Origin of the sequence: uncultured Halovibrio sp. (assembly GCF_913056445.1) — a bacterium.
GTDB classification, from domain to species: Bacteria; Pseudomonadota; Gammaproteobacteria; order Pseudomonadales; family Oleiphilaceae; genus Halospina; species Halospina utahensis_B.
The window spans coordinates 1-14,470 of the sequence record NZ_CAJXMA010000071.1 but is presented as its reverse complement, the minus strand read 5'-3'; the positions used below and the strand labels follow the sequence as shown (position 1 = coordinate 14,470).

Sequence of the window (14,470 nt, the reverse complement as noted above, 5' to 3'; positions counted from 1 at the left end):
CCCGGGTGAGGCGGCGCATACCCTTGCCTTCGGCTCCCATGACCAGGGCCACGGGGCCGGTGAGATCCAGATCATGGATGCTCGCTTCAGCGGAATCCGAGGTGCCGGTGAACCAGATGCCCTGCTCCTGGCACCGGCGCATGAAGCGCGCCAGGTTGGTGGCCCGCACCAGCGGCACGGATTCCGCCGCACCACTGGCAACCTTCATGGCCACACCGTTGAGCGGCGCCGAATGGTCCTTCGGCACCACCACCGCATCGACGCCGGCCGCATCGGCCGTGCGCAGGCAGGCCCCCAGATTGTGAGGATCCGTGACACCATCCAGGAGGAGAATGAAAGGCGGGCGCCCCAGTGTTTCCAGGCGCTCCAGCAGCGCATCCTCGCTCAGGGCGGCAGGCGGCTTGATGACGGCCACCACGCCCTGATGATTGCCACCGTCACTGGCCTCATCCAGAACCCGACGCTGGCACTGCTCCACGGCAACACCGAAATCATCGGCAAGCTGGCGCACCCGCTTCTGGCGGCCGTCCTCACGCCCCTGCTGCAGCTTCAGGCTGCGCACCCGTTCCGGATGCCGCTCCAGCAGGGTGGTGACCGCGTGCCAGCCAAAGAGGGTATGCTGCGCCATCAGACGTTCTCCGGATCAGCCTTCGCTCTTGCCGCCGCCACCACGGCCACCACGCCGACGGCGGCGCCCGCCGGATTTCTTCTTGGGCGCGGCCTCGTCGCCGGAATCAGCCTCTTTCGTCTGTTTCTTCTTCTGGTCACCGCCCTGCTGTTTGCCGCCACCCTGCTGGCCCTTGCCACCGCCTTTCCTGCGGTTGCCTGATCCCTTTCCGCCACCTTTCTTCGCGTCCGGAAGGGATTCTTCCAGCTCCAGATCAATCTTGCGGTCATCCAGGTCCACCCGGACCACCCTTACCCACACCTGATCGCCGAGCCGGAAGGTTCGCCCGGTATGCTCGCCGATCAGCGTGTGGCGGATGCGGTCGAAGTGGAAGAAGTCGCCACCCAGTGCCGAGATGTGCACCAGGCCCTCGGTGTAGACGCCGCCCAGCTGCACGAACAACCCGAAGCCGGTGACTGAGGCGATCACCCCATCAAAGACCTCGCCGACGTTGCCCTGCAGGAATTCGCACTTGAGCCAGGCCTCGACGTCGCGGGTCGCATCGTCGGCACGGCGCTCCGTCATGGAGCAGTGCTCGCCCAGCTGCTGGACGCGCTCCTGGGAGTAGCCGTACTGCGCGAGTTCCGGGTCCGGTTTCTCCGCCGGCACTACGGTCTTCGCCTTCTTCTGGCTCCCGAACAGCGCCTTGATTCCGGCCATGGCACCGCCCCTCGCCTTGCGATGGATCACCGACTTGATACCCCGGTGGATCAGCAGGTCCGGATAGCGCCGGATGGGCGAAGTGAAGTGCGTGTATTCCTCGAAGCCGAGACCAAAGTGGCCCCGCTGCTCGGAGGTGTAGACCGCCTGCTTCATGGAGCGCAGCATCACCGTCTGGATGATGTGGGCATCCGGACGGTTCTGCACCTGGCTGAGCACCTGCTGGTAATCCTGGGGTTCCGGGTCATCACCACCGGGCAGATCCAGGCCGAGCCCGCTCAGGAACTGCCGCACGTCCGCCAGCCGCTCCTGCGAAGGCGAATCGTGCACGCGGAAGAGCGTCGGAATCCGGTGCTGTTTCAGGAAACGCGCCGTGGCCACGTTGGCGCACAGCATGCATTCCTCGATCACCTTGTGAGCGGCATTGCGCTCAACCGGCACGATCTCGCTGATCTTGCGGTCACGGTCAAACCGGATCTGGGTATCCGTGGTTTCAAAGTCGATGGCGCCGCGTTGCTCGCGCGCCTCCCGCAGCATCTGGTAACAACCGTAGAGCGTCTCCAGATGGGGCACGACCTGGCTGTACTCATCCCGCAGCTTCTGCCCGTCATTCGATTCCGGGTGTTCCAGGATGGCACTGACCTTGTTGTACGTAAGGCGTGCATGGGAGTGCATCACCGCTTCGTAGAAGCAGTACTGGGTGATCTTGCCTTCCCGGCTCAGATTCATGTCCGCAACCATGCACAGGCGGTCAACGCCCGGGTTCAGCGAACAGAGGCCGTTGGAAAGCTTCTCCGGCAGCATCGGAACCACGTGGTCCGGGAAGTAGACGGAGTTGCCCCGGTTCTGGGCCTCCAGATCCAGCGCCGTCTCAGGACGCACGTACCAGGCCACATCGGCGATGGCGACAATCAACCTGTAGCCGCCGCCCCGGCGCTTTTCCGCGTAGACCGCATCATCGAAGTCACGGGCGCTTTCATCGTCAATGGTGACCAGGGGCATATCCCGCAGATCAACACGGCCCTGTTTGGCTTCTTCAGAGACCTCGTCCGGAATGCTCCGCGCCTGCTCGGTGACCGCCGGAGGCCACTGATCCGGGAGGCCATAGGAACGGATGGCCACGGTGATCTCCATACCCGGCGCCATGTGGTCGCCCAGGATCTCGACCACACGCCCGACCGGCTTGTTGCGCACTGTGGGTTGCTTCTCAATGGTAACGGTGACGTACTGGCCATGACCCGCGCCCTGGCACGCCTCTTCCGGCACCAGTATCTCCTGGTTGATCCGGCTGTTCTCCGGAATCACCATCGAAACACCGTCCTCACGCTGCATGCGACCCACAACCTGGGTCGTGTTGCGCTCCAGCACCTCAACGATGACAGCCTCGCGCTTGCCGCGGGCATCTCTCTGATCCTCACGCACCAGTACCCGGTCGCCGTGGAAGACCTGCCGCATCTGACGGGCATTCAGGAAAAGATCGTCACCGCCGCCTTCGGGTACCACAAAACCAAACCCATCCCGGTGGCCCTGAACGTGACCCCGGGTGAGATCCGCCTCGGATATGGGCAGATAGGCGCCACGGCGATTACAGATGAGCTGACCATCCCGCGCCATGGCGATCAGCCGCCGGCGCAGTCCCTCAATGCGGTCCTCGTCGTCCAGGTCAAACTCTTCACAGAGTTTCTGGTGGGTCGCCGGCGCACCACGTTTTTTCAGGTGTTCCAGGATCGCTTCCCGGCCGTGGACTGGTTTCTCGTATTTCTGGGATTCACGATCCGCGTTGGGGTCGTCCTGAGGGATACCTGAGGCCATTGATTCCGCCTGTGACTGTTTGTTCTTGGATCTCAATTAATGAGACAGGAGAGAAGGGGAGGATAAAAGAGTGGTGCCGAGGAGTGGACTTGAACCACCACGTCCTTACGGACACTAGCACCTGAAGCTAGCGCGTCTACCATTTCCGCCACCTCGGCACGAGGCATCTGACTGTGTTCGGGCGCTGCCCGAATGTGATGCGTACTTTAATGGCCGCCCGCGGGGCTGTCAAACATTTTTTGGATTCCAGGTTACTGACTCCGGGTTCCTATGGATTCCAGATAGTCAGCGAAGCGCATGTATTCGTAGCCGATGTAATACTGCAGGTTCGCGGAACTTCCGGAAACGGAAAACGCCTCCCCTTCATCACCGCAGAACCGGGCACTTCGATCCAGCGAGTCCAGCGCTAGAGCCCGCACCGACAGTATACGGTCTGGCTGAACAACATTATCGGGGTTCGCATCAGCCATACCATCCGTCGGATATTCATACTCACGCAGAATGACGCCATCACCGACTGGCGCCGGATAGGTTTCCGCAAGCACCCTGAAGACATCTTCACCACTGGGCACATGGCCGTACCGTGTAAGCGTAAGCTCAGGCTGAGCGTCAGGTTCTGACCCCTCACTAACCTTCACAGTCTGCTTGTGGGTAATAGGCTCCACTGGTGTCCCATTATCGCACTCGTCCAAGCCCCCAGGCTTTCCATAGGTGATTGAGAGGCTCCCGATACTTTTCAGTTGGTCACCGACAACTGGCATGGCAATTGGAATCTGAGGTACACCCGACTCCTCCGACTCCACGTTTATTGATGCATCCACAGTGTCGACACCACTCGCCAACGGAGGCCGGCGTATCAGCGCCGCTGCCCCATCGGGCTCTACGTAAACCCTCTCCAGACGACCATCCGGGTGATCATCAGTACTTTCACCATCAATCCACCTGGAATCCAGACCGATACTTGGAGTGGCCCAGTCAATAGCGCCATCCGCTTCACCAAAGCGCTCATCCAGAACTTCGGATGAAAGTGCATCTCGCTCCACCGCCTCATCCAGGGCTGGACCCGTCTCCATATCCAGATAGGGGGCGTACCCGAGATCGACAGGGTTTCCGCCATCTTCACCGGCAGAAAGAAACCGGAATGCGCTCATGGACGGACGGGTCTGACCCCGTACGCTGATACGGCTGACCCTGCCCCCCGGACCGTAATCAAAAAAGACCTGCGCGTTGAGTTCGGCATCCTCGGCTGTCAGACGCCCCAGTCGCACTTCGTCGCCATTGTCCCCGGTCTCTAGAGCGCCGGGAGCAAAGTTCTCTTCATTCTCAGGATTCTCAAGCCGCGTGAAATAACGCTGTTCCACGGGAACCAGCGGGTTATCAAAATCCGGCTTAAAGTTCCGGATACTGTCCAGCTTCCCGTCCGCAGGCAGGGCATAGCCATCAACACCTCTGGCGTCAATGTCAGCATCCACTGCCCTGATCACGTTTGCCGCCTGATCCAGCATCACTGACCCTAAAACCTGAAAATCGTTCAACTCGAAGAACACTTCCCGCTGGCCCGGAGTCATGTTTTCCAGGCCATCCTCTACCGCTTTTTTGACCTTGCCATTCAGGGCACCAGTGACCTGTTTCTGCTGCAGCCGCCGCAACGCCGTCGCATAATGCGGTGCCCGGGTCGCTCCCTGTGCGTTCAGATAATCCTGGTAGATGCTGACCGGCTCCTGGGCGTCCAGGAGGTTCTCCTGCTGCAGGCGGCTCGCCGCAGCCGCGGCATCCAGGCTGTCACCGCGAAGCCAGCGGATGGTCTCGGCGAGTGTGGTGAACGGTGAGACAGTGCTGACACCGGGCGGCGCACTGAGAAAGAAAGCCCGATCTACCAGCTCACCACCGTTGCGGGTCTCGCCGGGTACGGCCACCACCATCAGGGAATAATCGGAAGGGTCCAGATCAGCGGCAACGCTTTCCGGGAGGTCCAGCGCACTAACATCGAGATCCAGATTGCCATCGGCGTCAGTGATGCCCCAGGGTTCCGTTAGCTTGAAGCTGTTATCAACGTCCAGCCTCGCCTTTGTCTCGTCATCCGCATCAGCCAGAACGTCATCTTCATAATCCTGGTGATCGTAAACGGAAAGAGCCTGGTCACCATCCATATCAAGCCAGACCAGCGCCCGTTCCAGCCTGCCGTTACGGGCCTGCACCGGATAGGTACCAGGATCACCCGCTGCGGGGTTGCTCTCGTAGCGCGTGATGTCCTCATCGTACTCGTCGGAATCACTGTCCCCGAGGCAGCCGGCAAGGGCTGCAGCCGCCGCCAGAGCGAGACCGGTCCGGAGGATGTGTCTGATCATGGATGCGCCACCCGTTGTCCGCCTTGCGCCATTGTCCTGACGCGACTCTAACGGATGGGCCCTCCCTGTACCTTGATCGGCTTGGCAATTACGGGAATCAGAGCGAGCGGGCGACGATCTCCTTCATGATCTCGTTGGTGCCGGCGTAGATGCGCTGCACCCGGGCGTCGGCCCAGGCCCGTGCGATGGGGTACTCGGTCATGTAACCGTAACCGCCGAACAGCTGCAGGCATTCGTCCATCACCCGGCACTGCAGGTCCGTGCTCCACTGCTTGAGCATGGCGGCGGTGGGCACGTCCAGCTTGCCCTCCAGGTGCATCTCCAGGCAGCGGTCCACGAAGGTACGCCCGGCCGTGATGTCCGCTTTGAGCTCGGCCAGCTTGAAGCGGGTGTTCTGGAAACCGATGACCGGCTTGCCGAAGGCCTTGCGCTCCTTCACGTAATCCAGGGTCCACTCGAAAGCGCCCTCGCAGGCGGCCAGCGCCACCAGCCCCACCAGCAGGCGCTCCTGGGGCAGCTCCTGCATCAGCTGCATGAAGCCCTGCCCTTCCGCGCTGCCCAGCAGGTTCTCCCTGGGTACCTTCACGTCCTGAAAGAACAGCTCCGAGGTGTCCTGGGCCTTCATGCCCACCTTATCCAGATTGCGGCCCTTGTCGAAGCCCGGCCAGTCCGCCTCCACGAGGAAGAGGCTGGTGCCCTTGGCGCCCTCCTTGGGGTCGGTCTTGGCCACCACGATCACCAGGTCCGCCATCTGACCGTTGGTAATGAAAGTCTTTGACCCGTTGAGCACGTAATGCTCGCCATCCCAGATCGCCGACGTGCGAATCCCCTGAAGGTCGGAGCCGGCGCCGGGCTCGGTCATGGCAATGGCGGTAATCATCTCGCCGCTGGCCATCTTCGGCAGGTACTTCTGCTTCTGTTCCTCAGTGCCGTAGTGGTGGATATAGGGGGCCACAATATCCGAGTGCAGGAAGAACCCGATCCCGGACAGGCCGAGCCTGCTGACCTCCTCCATCACCACGGCACTGTAGCGGAAGTCCACCCCGGCACCGCCGTATTCCTCGGGCAGTGACGGGCACAGCAGGCCCAGTTCAGCGCCTTTTTCCCAGAGCTCGCGGCTGACCTGGCCATCCTTTTCCCACTGGTCGTGGTAGGGCACCGCCTCGTTCTGAAGGAAGCGGACGACGGTATCGCGGAACTGGTGGACGTCGCTGTCGTAGATCGGGCGTGAAAGCATCGGGGCGGACTCCGGTATTGTTGTTTCGGTCGCGCTCAGTGTCGCGATGCGTCGGGGCCGCCACAATGACCAAAGCGTTCAATCGGGTTGGCTGGAAGTACTAGCCGAATTCACCGCTGAAGGCGCGCCGGAACTGCTCGGCCGTGCGCCCACTGCGCCCGCCCCGGGCCAGCGCGAACTGCAGCGCCGCCCGGTGCAGGGCTTCCCGGTCCTGAACGTCCGGAAACAGGGCATCCACCGTCTCCAGGTAGGTGTCCTGATCGAAGGGGTAGAACGACAGCCAGAGCCCGAACCGATCCGACAGCGAGACCTGCTCTTCCACGGCCTCGGAGGGGTGGATCTCGCCGTTGACCATGGTGGTGTCCTGATTGTCCTTCATGTATTCCGGCATCAGGTGGCGCCGATTGGAGGTGGCGTAGACCCGGACGTTCTCCGGGGGCAGCTCGATGGAGCCTTCCATCACGCTCTTAAGCGGCTTGTAGCCCGGATCGTCGGTGCCGAAGGAGAGGTCATCGCAGTAGATGATGAAGCGCTCGCGGCATTCGCGGATGGGGTCCACGATCTCGTGCAGGTGGACCAGGTCGTCCTTGTCCACTTCAATCACCCGAAGGCCCTGGTCCCGGTAGCGGTTGAGCAGCGCCTTCACCAGCGAGGACTTGCCGGTACCCCGGGAGCCCCAGAGCAACGCATGATTCGCTGGTTTGCCATCCAGGAAGCGTTCGGTGTTGTGGGCCAGCTTCTCTTTCTGGGCCTCAATGCCGTGCAGGTCATCCCAGCGCACCGGGTCCGGGTGGGTAACCGCCCTCAGTTCCTGGCGCTGCGATCGCCAGATGGCGGCCGGAACCTGCTGCCAGTCAATCCCGCTCATCGGTGTTCTATTCTCCTTTGGCGTCACGTTTCATGGCCAGCCGCGCCTCGCCCCAGCGCCCGACCAGGGTCTGCTCCAGGCCCAGGTGGTCGAGGAGGCGCGCCACAATGAAGTCCACCAGGTCTCCCACGCTCTGCGGCTCATGGTAGAAGCCCGGGCTCGCAGGCATGATGGTGGCGCCCATGCGGGTGAGCGTGAGCATGTTCTGGAGATGGACTTCGGAATAGGGGGATTCGCGGGGCACCAGGATCAGCTGGCGCCGTTCCTTGAGAGCCACATCCCCTGCCCGCTCGATCAGGTTGTCGCTGGCGCCGTTGGCCAGCGCCGAGAGCGTACCGGTACTGCAGGGGCAGATCACCAGCGGCGCTTTCGGCCCTGAACCGGAAGCTGGCGGCGCGAACCAGTCCTCCCGCCCGAACAGGGTCAACTGCCCGGGCTCACCACCACAGCGTTCCGTCAGAAGCCGTGTGGCCGCATCGGTACTGCCCGGCAGGCGCAGGTCCGTCTCGGTGCTGATCACAACCTGGGCTGCCTTTGAGATCATCAGGCGCACCTCACAGCCGGCCGCCATCAGCTGCTCCAGCAGCCGCAGCCCGTAGGGGGCGCCCGAAGCGCCGGTCATGGCCAGGTTGACCACGGGTCGTTCAGCCAAAACAGGTCTCCAACTGGTTCCTGAGCCGTTCGCGCAGCCCGCCCATGCCACCATTGCTCATCAGTACGATGTGACAGGGCCGTGGCAGGTCACCACAGAGCCCCGAGACCAGCTCCTCCATAACGCTGTAACGGCTGTGGCGTCCGTCGGCGCCGTCCAGCATGGCAGCGAGCCAGTCCTGTTCATCGTAGTCCACCCAGACCACCCGATCCGCCAGCATGGTGGATTCCAGCAGGCGGGCGCTGTGATGGCCCTGCTTCATGGTGTTGGAGCGTGGTTCCACCACTGCGACAACCGGATCCTGCCCCACCTGATGCCGCAGCCCGTCCAGAGTCGTAGCGATCGCGGTTGGGTGATGGGCGAAGTCGTCGTAGAGACGGATGCCACCCACGTCCGCGATCAGCTCCATGCGCCGCTTCACACCACCGAAACGCTGCAGGGCCGCGATGGCATGATCGGGCGTCACCCCGACGTGCTTGGCGGCGGCGATGGCGGCCAGTGCGTTGCGGACATTGTGCTGGCCCGTAAGCTTCCAGCGCAGCCGTGCCACGGGCTGCTCGTTGTGGACCACCATGAACTCGCTCCCATCGGCGGCGGTCAGTTCCGCACGCCAGCTGGCAAGATCCGACTCGCCACCAATGGCAGTACTCTGGATGGGCGTCCAACAGCCCAGCGCCAGGGCGGAATCCAGGTTGCGATCGCGTGCCGGGCGCACAATCAGGCCCGTCGCTGGCACCGTACGCACCAGGTGATGCACCTGGCGTTCAATATCCTCAATGCTGTTGAAGATGTCCGCATGGTCGAATTCCAGGTTGTTGAGGATCAGGGTCCGGGGGCGGTAGTGGACGAACTTGGAGCGCTTGTCGAAGAAGGCGCTGTCATACTCATCCGCCTCCACCACAAAGAAATCGCTGCTGCCGAGGCGCGCGGAGTGCTCAAAGTCATTGGGAACACCGCCGATCAGATACCCCGGGTCGAACCCCGCCTGCTCCAGGATCCAGAGCATCATTGAGGCCGTCGTGGTCTTACCGTGGGTCCCCGCCGCGGCCAGCACCCAGCGCCCGTTCAGGACCTCCCGGGCCAGGAATTCCGGGCCTGACACATAGCGCATGTTGCGGTTGAGCATGTACTCCACGGCCGCGTTACCCCGGCCCAGGGCATTGCCCACCACCACCAGATCCGGAGCGGGCTTCAGGGCTTCACGGGTGTAGCCTTCGTGCAGACCGATGCCGGCCTGCTCCAGCTGGGTGCTCATGGGCGGGTAGACGTTCTCGTCCGAACCGGTCACCTCGTGCCCGAGCTCGCGTGCCAGCAGCGCCAGGCTGCCCATGAAGGTACCGCAGATACCAAGAATATGGATGTGCATAGTCCGCCGTTCCGGCCCGTTGCCCATGGATCACGCCATGGTATTGGAAATCCCGGATAAACCCAATCCAATGCCTTGTGGATCATGCACAACCACGGTGCTTTCAAGTATCATGCGTCACCATTCAGTCGATTGCAGGAGGCTCAACAACATGGCGCCCAAGAACGCTTTCTATGCCCAGTCCGGGGGCGTGACCGCGGTCATCAACGCCAGCGCCGCGGGGGTGATCGAAACCGCCCGCAAACACGGCGACCGTATCGGCAAGGTATTCGCCGGCCGCAACGGCATTACCGGTGCCCTCAAGGAGGAGCTGATCGACACCAGTTACGAGACCGATGACGAGATCCGCGCCCTGATCCACACGCCCGGGGGCGCTTTTGGGTCCTGCCGCCACAAGCTGCGGAATATTGATGAGAACCGCCATGAGTACGAGCGACTGATCGAAGTCTTCCGGGCCCACGACATCGGCTACTTCTTCTACAACGGTGGTGGCGATTCCCAGGACACAGCCTTCAAGGTCTCCCAGATGGCCGAGCGCATGGGCTACCCGCTCAACTGCATCGGCATCCCGAAGACTGTGGACAACGACCTGCCCTTCACCGACTGCTGCCCGGGCTTTGGCTCCGTTGCCAAATACGTGGCCACCTCCACACTGGAGGCGAGCCTGGACATCCAGTCCATGTGCGACACCTCCACCAAGGTCTTCATCCTCGAGGTCATGGGCCGCCACGCGGGCTGGATCGCCGCCGCCGGCGGGCTGGCCGGGAAGAATCCGGGGGACGCGCCGCACATCATCGTATTCCCGGAGCACCCCTTCGAACGTGAGGCGTTCCTGAACAAGGTCGACCAGTGCGTGAAGGATCACGGGTTCTGTGTGGTGGTAGCCTCGGAGGGCGCCCAGTACGAGGACGGCCGTTTCCTCGCGGAAGCCGGCCAGAAGGACGCCTTCGGCCATACCCAGCTGGGCGGCGTGGCACCGACACTGGCCAACATGGTGAAGCAGTCCCTGGGCCACAAGTACCACTGGGCAGTGGCGGACTACCTGCAGCGCTCGGCGCGCCACATTGCGTCACAGACGGATGTGGAGCAGGCCTACGCCGTGGGTGAGGCCGCCGTGAACTACGCTCTGGAAGGCCGTAACGGCATCATGCCCATCATCAAGCGCGAGTCGTCCAATCCCTATCGCTGGCACATCAGCGAGGCGCCGCTGAACGAGGTGGCCAACCAGGAGAAGAAGATGCCGATCCACTACACCACGGATGAGGGCTTCGGCATCACGGCGGACTGCCGCGAATACCTGGAGCCGCTGATCCAGGGTGAAGCCTTCCCGCCGTTCGAGAACGGCCTGCCCAAGGTGGCGAAGCTTGAGAACCGGCCCGTGGAGAAGAAGCTCAAGGCCGACTTCAAGCTCTGAGGCGGTTCAGGACCCGGTGTCGTCGCTGCGGCGCCGGGTCATGGAGCGACGCTGGAACTGTTTCCAGAGTTCCCCGGTGCTCTGTTCCTTCAGATGTTCATCCAGAGTGCTCCCCGTGACCTGCATCCAGTCCAGGTGCTGCTTCCAGCGTTCTTCCGGAATCGTTTCCGGGCGTTTCATGTTCTCGTCATCGGCCATACCCGCATTTCCTCCCTCGTGGTGATTCAGGCCTGGTTCTGTTCGATGTACCGGGTGAACTCGTCAAAGCCACCGATATGGCGATCCCCAACAAAGATCAGCGGCACGGTGTGCACGGGGGTTCCAGCGATCTCGCTCAGATCCTGCTTGTCCAGTCCTTCCGAGATCATATCGACCCATTCGTGCTCAAGGCCCCGTGTTTCACACAGACGGCGTGCGCCGCTGCAGAAACCGCAGGACATGCGGCCGTAGATCGTTACTTTCTCCATTGCTGACTCCTCGGATCATGCCTGTTTCGGGCGCAAGGATAGCATGGAATCCGCGGTCAGCCGGAGGTGCTCCCGGATTCCCCATAGAGATAGTGGCGCAGTACCGGTTCGCCATCGAACTCCGCCGCCAGCACGGCGATGAAGGTGTAGACGCCCACCAGCTTGCGGTTGAGGAAGACGAACTCCTTCGGGGGCATACGGAAGTAACGGTTGATGGCGGACCGGGTAGCCTCGCGCGCCACGCGGTTGGGCAGGTCGCTCTGCTTCCAGCGGTATTCACCACGCTCATTGACCGCGTAGTCCGGCTTCTCCATGGCCTCGCCACTCAGTGGCTCGAGCACCCGCATACAGACCCCGCCAAACCGCTCGAGGACCGGCCGGGGCCAGTCAGCCTGCATGAAGTTGAGCTTGATACCGCCTTCAATGACGGCGTCCAGATCCTGCTCGTAGGACGCCCGGATCATGTCCCGGACCGGCCCCAGGAACTCATCGGAATACCGCTGCACCGCCCCGAAATCGAGCAGCACAATGCAGTCCCGATCCCCGGTCTCCTCGGCCAGCCGGATCCGGTAGTTCCCGAAGTTCGGATCGGTCTGGATTTCGTTCCAGATGAACAGTTCGCTCAGGAACAGCTCCAGTGCCCCCTTACCCAGCGCGGAGCGCCGCTCCAGGGAGAGAGACTGGACCGGCTCGGAGCCCACCGGATGACCGGATTCGTAGGTCGACGCAATCACATGGTCACTCGAGTATTCCTCGACGACCCGGGGCACGATGAAACGCGGATCATCCAACAGCTTCTGCCGGAATGACTCGGTGGTGCGGGCTTCCAGGCGGTAGTCCACCTCCCGGTGCATCATGGCGCGGACTTCCTCCAGCCACTCATCGAAGGCCGGCCCCCAGGAAACCACACGGGCCATCTTGAGCACCTGGGCCACAGAGTTCAGGTCGGAGTCCACGGCATCGGCCACGCCGGGGTACTGGATCTTGAGAACCAGCTCCTCACCATCCTCACGACGGCGTGCCCAGTGCACCTGGCCCAGTGAGGCAGCACCAATGGGCTCCGGGTCGACTTCCAGCTCGGACAGCCGTTGCTCACCAAGTTCCGCCTTCAGGGTCCGCTCGATGGTGGCCCACTCCAGGGAGGTGGTGCGATCCTCAAGGGTGTGCAGGGCCTCGGTGACTTCCTCCGGAAGGAAATGCTCGCCATAGAGCGCCATGATCTGGCCGATCTTGACCACACTGCCCTTGAGCTGCCCCAGCTCCTCCACCAGGTACCGCGCCTGGCGTGACAGCATGTCGCTGCGGCGCTGCTGACGGCTCTCACGGTTTCCAAACCAGTTGGTGGCGTAATGGCCCGCCATGCGGGTGCCGGCGAAAAGCCCGGCCCGTGTCAGGCTCAGGCGGCGCTCAAAGCTGCCGGTCTTGATGCGTGACACCGAACTGCGTTTCTTCTCGGAGCCCATTCACTCGCTCCCGGCCTGTTGCAACCGCTCCAGCAGGGTCCGCTGGAGTACATCCGATACCGCGCCCAGAGACACGCTCTCACCCAGCTGATCCCGCAGCTGGGTGACGGGCATGCCCGCATAACCACAGGGGTTGATCCGTTGAAACGGTGAGAGATCCATGTCCACATTGAGTGCAAGTCCATGGTAAGCGCAGCCACGCCGCACCCTCAGACCCAGTGAGGCGATCTTTTCACCCGCCACGTAGACACCGGGCGCGTCCCGGCGGGGGGCGGCCTCGATCCCCCAGTGTGCCAGCACTGCCACGGTGGTGTCTTCCAGCAGGCTGACGAGCTGGCGCACGCCCAGCCCGCGACGGCGGATATCAATCAGTGTATAGAGCATAAGCTGGCCGGGGCCGTGAAACGTGACCTGGCCGCCGCGGTCGACCTGGACCACTGGTATATCGCCCGGCCAGAGAAGATGTTCAGCCCGGCCGGCCTGGCCCTGGGTAAACACGGGGTCGTGCTCCAGCAGCCAGCACTCGTCACGGGTGTTGCCATCACGGTGGTCTGTAAAGGCCTTCATGGCCTCAAAAACAGGCTCATAGGCGCGCCGACCGAGCCACTCAAACCGGGGCTCCTCAGCAGGGGGGAAAGACTGGCCCATCAGACCACCATGTGAACCTGACCGGTGGCCTTGAGTGCCGCGAACAGGTTCTGCAGCTGCTCTTCACCGGTGGCCCTGAGAGTAACGCGAACCGATATGAACCGGCCGTTGCGGCTCGGCTGGGCGGTGAGTGTCGCCGGGTCAAACGCCGGGTCGAACTGCTGCACAACCCGGGTCACCGTCAGTGCGAAATCTTCGCTGTGATCCCCGATCACCTTGATCGGGTAGTCACAGGGGAACTCGATCTGGGGATTCTGGCCTTCACTCATGCCCCTAGGTTACTGGAACAGCCCCAGGAAGAACAGCTTGATGGTGTCCCAGAGGCGGCGGAAAAGCCCACCCTGCTCCACGGAATGCAGCGCTACCAGCTCCCTTTCGGCGAGTGTGCTGTCTTCATGGGTCACCGTCAGGTCCCCGAACACCTCACCGCGCTCGATCGGGGCCTCGAGGACGGATTCAACGGATACGGCAGGCTCCAGTTCTTCCCGCGCTCCGTTCGGAACCGTGAGATACAGATCTTCCTGAATACCAAGATCCACCCGATCGCCAGCACCTTTCCAGACCCGGGCATCGGTCACCTTTTCCCCGCCCTCGTAAAGACGGAAGGTTTCATAGTAACGGAAACCGTAGTTGAGCAGCTGCTGGGACTCACGCGCCCTGGCTTCCGCGCTGGCGGCTCCCATAACCACACTGACCAGGCGCATGCCGTCGCGTTCGGCGGATGCCGCCAGGCAGTAGCCCGCGTCATCCGTATGCCCGGTCTTGAGCCCGTCGACGGATTTGTCACGCCAGAGCAGCTGGTTACGATTGGGCTGGCGGATGCCGTTGTACGTGTAATGGCGCTTGGAGTAGAGATCATAGGTATCCG

General features: G+C 62.5%; 13 protein-coding genes, 1 tRNA gene and 1 pseudogene. 1 reads left to right on the top strand and 14 read right to left on the bottom strand.

Features of this window, described 5'->3' with window-relative positions:
• The 8 genes from rlmB to mpl all read right to left on the bottom strand — a co-directional run.
• Nucleotides 1-628 (bottom strand): 23S rRNA (guanosine(2251)-2'-O)-methyltransferase RlmB (gene rlmB, locus QZ501_RS12135; RefSeq protein ID WP_295719790.1); only part of this gene is annotated, 628 nt, incomplete at its 3' end.
• Between the two features lie 15 nt (nt 629-643).
• A complete protein-coding gene (gene rnr / locus QZ501_RS12130; RefSeq protein WP_295719788.1) occupies nt 644-3,139 on the bottom strand; it encodes a ribonuclease R in 2,496 nt (831 codons plus the stop codon).
• Between the two features lie 71 nt (nt 3,140-3,210).
• Nucleotides 3,211-3,297, bottom strand: a tRNA-Leu gene (locus tag QZ501_RS12125).
• 93 nt (nt 3,298-3,390) lie between these two features.
• Nucleotides 3,391-5,487: a hypothetical protein gene (locus QZ501_RS12120; protein ID WP_295719786.1), complete on the bottom strand. Its 2,097-nt coding sequence runs from the start codon at nt 5,485-5,487 to the stop codon at nt 3,391-3,393.
• Between the two features lie 97 nt (nt 5,488-5,584).
• Nucleotides 5,585-6,724, bottom strand: coding sequence for an acyl-CoA dehydrogenase family protein (locus QZ501_RS12115; RefSeq protein ID WP_295719783.1), 1,140 nt, complete (start codon nt 6,722-6,724; stop codon nt 5,585-5,587).
• A gap of 100 nt (nt 6,725-6,824) precedes the next feature.
• Complete coding sequence (locus QZ501_RS12110) at nt 6,825-7,592, bottom strand: ATP-binding protein (protein ID WP_151440860.1); 768 nt, start codon at nt 7,590-7,592, stop codon at nt 6,825-6,827.
• Nucleotides 7,593-7,599: 7 nt separating this feature from the next.
• A complete protein-coding gene (locus QZ501_RS12105) occupies nt 7,600-8,214 on the bottom strand; it encodes a flavin prenyltransferase UbiX (protein ID WP_295719792.1) in 615 nt (204 codons plus the stop codon).
• A gap of 22 nt (nt 8,215-8,236) precedes the next feature.
• Nucleotides 8,237-9,610 carry a UDP-N-acetylmuramate:L-alanyl-gamma-D-glutamyl-meso-diaminopimelate ligase gene (mpl, locus tag QZ501_RS12100; RefSeq protein ID WP_295719778.1) on the bottom strand — a complete coding sequence of 458 codons (1,374 nt, stop codon included), beginning with the start codon at nt 9,608-9,610 and terminating at the stop codon, nt 8,237-8,239.
• 151 nt (nt 9,611-9,761) lie between these two features.
• On the opposite strand from mpl, the gene QZ501_RS12095 reads away from it, so the two are divergent.
• A complete protein-coding gene (locus tag QZ501_RS12095; RefSeq protein ID WP_295719775.1) occupies nt 9,762-11,024 on the top strand; it encodes a 6-phosphofructokinase in 1,263 nt (420 codons plus the stop codon).
• A gap of 6 nt (nt 11,025-11,030) precedes the next feature.
• Here QZ501_RS12095 and QZ501_RS12090 read toward each other — a convergent pair whose 3' ends face one another.
• The 6 genes and pseudogenes from QZ501_RS12090 to QZ501_RS12065 form a co-directional block, all read right to left on the bottom strand.
• Nucleotides 11,031-11,222, bottom strand: coding sequence for a hypothetical protein (locus tag QZ501_RS12090; protein ID WP_077528693.1), 192 nt, complete (start codon nt 11,220-11,222; stop codon nt 11,031-11,033).
• A gap of 26 nt (nt 11,223-11,248) precedes the next feature.
• A complete protein-coding gene (locus QZ501_RS12085; RefSeq protein ID WP_295719771.1) occupies nt 11,249-11,491 on the bottom strand; it encodes a GrxA family glutaredoxin in 243 nt (80 codons plus the stop codon).
• Between the two features lie 56 nt (nt 11,492-11,547).
• Nucleotides 11,548-12,954 carry an AarF/ABC1/UbiB kinase family protein gene (locus tag QZ501_RS12080; protein ID WP_160898656.1) on the bottom strand — a complete coding sequence of 469 codons (1,407 nt, stop codon included), beginning with the start codon at nt 12,952-12,954 and terminating at the stop codon, nt 11,548-11,550.
• Complete coding sequence (gene lipB, locus QZ501_RS12075) at nt 12,955-13,602, bottom strand: lipoyl(octanoyl) transferase LipB (protein ID WP_295719767.1); 648 nt, start codon at nt 13,600-13,602, stop codon at nt 12,955-12,957.
• Nucleotides 13,602-13,871: a DUF493 domain-containing protein gene (locus QZ501_RS12070; protein ID WP_095617973.1), complete on the bottom strand. Its 270-nt coding sequence runs from the start codon at nt 13,869-13,871 to the stop codon at nt 13,602-13,604. Before QZ501_RS12070 ends, lipB begins: the two co-directional genes overlap by 1 nt.
• A 9-nt stretch (nt 13,872-13,880) precedes the next feature.
• A pseudogene (locus QZ501_RS12065) lies at nt 13,881-14,470 on the bottom strand (serine-type D-Ala-D-Ala carboxypeptidase); the annotation flags it as partial.

Excerpts from the sequence above, each read along its gene's own strand:
- rnr (WP_295719788.1), bottom strand. The coding sequence starts at position 3,139 with ATGGCCTCAGGTATCCCTCAGGACGACCCCAACGCGGATCGTGAATCC.
- QZ501_RS12120 (WP_295719786.1), bottom strand. The coding sequence starts at position 5,487 with ATGATCAGACACATCCTCCGGACCGGTCTCGCTCTGGCGGCGGCTGCA.
- QZ501_RS12115 (WP_295719783.1), bottom strand. The coding sequence starts at position 6,724 with ATGCTTTCACGCCCGATCTACGACAGCGACGTCCACCAGTTCCGCGAT.
- QZ501_RS12110 (WP_151440860.1), bottom strand. The coding sequence starts at position 7,592 with ATGAGCGGGATTGACTGGCAGCAGGTTCCGGCCGCCATCTGGCGATCG.
- QZ501_RS12105 (WP_295719792.1), bottom strand. The coding sequence starts at position 8,214 with ATGACCGGCGCTTCGGGCGCCCCCTACGGGCTGCGGCTGCTGGAGCAG.
- mpl (WP_295719778.1), bottom strand. The coding sequence starts at position 9,610 with ATGCACATCCATATTCTTGGTATCTGCGGTACCTTCATGGGCAGCCTG.
- QZ501_RS12095 (WP_295719775.1), top strand. The coding sequence starts at position 9,762 with ATGGCGCCCAAGAACGCTTTCTATGCCCAGTCCGGGGGCGTGACCGCG.
- QZ501_RS12090 (WP_077528693.1), bottom strand. The coding sequence starts at position 11,222 with ATGGCCGATGACGAGAACATGAAACGCCCGGAAACGATTCCGGAAGAA.
- QZ501_RS12085 (WP_295719771.1), bottom strand. The coding sequence starts at position 11,491 with ATGGAGAAAGTAACGATCTACGGCCGCATGTCCTGCGGTTTCTGCAGC.
- QZ501_RS12080 (WP_160898656.1), bottom strand. The coding sequence starts at position 12,954 with ATGGGCTCCGAGAAGAAACGCAGTTCGGTGTCACGCATCAAGACCGGC.
- lipB (WP_295719767.1), bottom strand. The coding sequence starts at position 13,602 with ATGGGCCAGTCTTTCCCCCCTGCTGAGGAGCCCCGGTTTGAGTGGCTC.
- QZ501_RS12070 (WP_095617973.1), bottom strand. The coding sequence starts at position 13,871 with ATGAGTGAAGGCCAGAATCCCCAGATCGAGTTCCCCTGTGACTACCCG.